The sequence below is a fragment of the Methylobacterium sp. Leaf100 genome, from assembly GCF_001422845.1.
Lineage (GTDB): Bacteria > Pseudomonadota > Alphaproteobacteria > Rhizobiales > Beijerinckiaceae > Methylobacterium.
On record NZ_LMMW01000057.1, the window covers coordinates 1 to 2036 of the forward strand.

At 57.5% G+C, this 2036-nt stretch carries 4 protein-coding genes; all 4 read right to left on the reverse strand.

Annotation, left to right across the window (positions count from 1 at the left end):
- A partial coding sequence (locus ASF25_RS23420; RefSeq protein WP_210168832.1) for a hypothetical protein occupies positions 1-366 on the reverse strand: 366 nt, incomplete at its 3' end.
- 101 nt (positions 367-467) lie between these two features.
- Positions 468-848 (reverse strand): XRE family transcriptional regulator, encoded by a 381-nt coding sequence (locus ASF25_RS22270; protein WP_082502929.1) that lies wholly within the window; start codon positions 846-848, stop codon positions 468-470.
- Positions 849-888: 40 nt separating this feature from the next.
- Positions 889-1215: a type II toxin-antitoxin system HigB family toxin gene (locus tag ASF25_RS22275; protein ID WP_082502933.1), complete on the reverse strand. Its 327-nt coding sequence runs from the start codon at positions 1213-1215 to the stop codon at positions 889-891.
- 68 nt (positions 1216-1283) lie between these two features.
- The coding region (locus ASF25_RS22280) for a TIGR02391 family protein (RefSeq protein ID WP_210168833.1) at positions 1284-2036 on the reverse strand (753 nt) is incomplete at its 5' end.

Sequence of the window (2036 nt, forward strand, 5' to 3'; positions counted from 1 at the left end):
ATCTCCTCGGGCTTCGGGTGCTTTGCCATCTTGTCCGTCCTCCAGGCTCAAAAGCCATACCAAAGAGCGGACCACTTCAATGGGGGCTGACCAGTCGCGATGCGCAGCGGCCAGAACCACCTTCGTGCGCCGTAGGCCCTCAAGCTCGTCCAGGCGGGGCAGGACGGCCACGGATCGCCCCTGCCCATCTCGCCATGCTCCGCAGGCTGCATCCCACCAGCGGCCATCCTTGAGGCAGTAGACGAAGCGCTGATGCGGGCGCCCGCATCCCTCACAAGCGCCGCCCGCCCGCCGAAACCGGATCACGGCGGACAATTCGGCCCAGTCGATGGGATAGTAATACCGGTGCTCGCGCCGGATTGGCATCGCGGGGCTCGGGTGAGATGTCGTCGGGCCGTACCACTCTCGCAACGGGTTGAACCGGGGGCATCGCGCGGCTTTGCCCATTGAGGTCGCCAAGCCTCAAGTTACGCCTGCGCTAGTTCGTATGGTGCAGCGAGCGCAGCAATTGGGAGATGCCATGCGGCGCTGATCTTGCGGATCATCTCAAGGGTTAGCGGGCGTTTTCGCTTTAGAACCTCAGATGCATGCGAGCGTGAGTTCAAGATATCGCTTAGTTCCTTCTGGGAACGCCCAAGATCTTGAATGGCAAAATGCAGCAACTCGACCGGGTCCGCATCTCGAATGGGGAACTCGGCTCGCTCATATCGCGCAACAAGATCTAGAAGGACCTCAAACCGATGACCGTCCGGGCTTCCAAGTATGGGCTCATCATGGAAATAAGCGTCAATCTCGGCCATTGCCCAACGATAATCGGCATCAGTTTTGATAAGTCGAACGTCAGACATTTTCAAAACAACTCCCAAATTTACGGCGGACTTGCAATGGCTAAGTTCTTCGTTTCTGCTTTTCCTTCGGGTTACCAACGGTCAGCGCATCAACTTTATCGTACTCAGCATGAGTTCCCACGAACTTAATTTGCACCGCTTTATATGTGTATGAGATGTGACATATAAGACGGTAATTGTTCCCGCCTATGTCGAAGATCGCACGATTGTCTCCAATAAAATCAACACTGCCAAACGTGTTTTTCACATCTTGAGGCACGGACCATTGAGCCTTGGTAACAATCGTATGCCACGCGACAAGAGGCCCCTCAGACTGAGGGTGAACTGTCCAAAAGTCGCGGAGGGTTCCGATAGCAACCACGTTCATGGCGGTCGGCATAGCAGGTTCCCAGCCGGGGAACAATGGCGACATTTTCGTCAGGCGGGCATCGCTCGCTAGAGGAACACGCTGTTTCGGTCGGTGACGATGCGCAGGAGGTGGCAGGCCAGTATGATGATCTCGGCAGCCTCCCGGGGGTTATCGAGGTCCACTTTCCGATGCGACTGGGGGTTCTTGTAGGAGCCTATGGCCCCGGCAAAAAGGGCTGATCGTGCGTCACGTTCAGCGGTTGGCACGGTTTGATCGGCGAGAGCGCCTGCCTGTGGGTCGAAGGCCTTCCGCATCAGGGCGGTGCCAACATCGGTCGGCTGAAGGTTGGCAGCATCGCGCACGGCGATCTCGACGGCCTTCATCGCCTCGAACACGGCCGAGTCATACTTCCCTCGGTGGAAAAGTCCCCAAACGTCTTCTCGGATTTTGGGGTGTAGGACTTCCTTCGGAAGTAGCCGAGCGCTGACGGCCGACTGAGGTTCGGCGGCAAGCTTATGTCCCCTCCGGCTCAGCTTACGGTTCTTCGGATGAAACTCCTCGCCCCCGCCGGAAATGTTGACCAGGGTGGGGACAAGAAGGCTTTCCTTTTCGAGCCATGCCCATGCCTCAGCGATTGCCTCCTTCACTTCGCTGTGCCGTTCAATGGGGTAGGGACTGTTCGAGCCGACACGTCCATCAGCGAAATGGACTGGTGCAAAGGCGATGTGGTCAGCCCCCATTGAAGTGGTCCGCTCTTTGGTATGGCTTTTGAGCCTGGAGGACGGACAAGATGGCAAAGCACCCGAAGCCCGAGGAGATCGTTGCCAAGCTACGGCAGG

Excerpts from the sequence above, each read along its gene's own strand:
- ASF25_RS22270 (WP_082502929.1), bottom strand. The coding sequence starts at position 848 with ATGTCTGACGTTCGACTTATCAAAACTGATGCCGATTATCGTTGGGCA.
- ASF25_RS22275 (WP_082502933.1), bottom strand. The coding sequence starts at position 1,215 with ATGAACGTGGTTGCTATCGGAACCCTCCGCGACTTTTGGACAGTTCAC.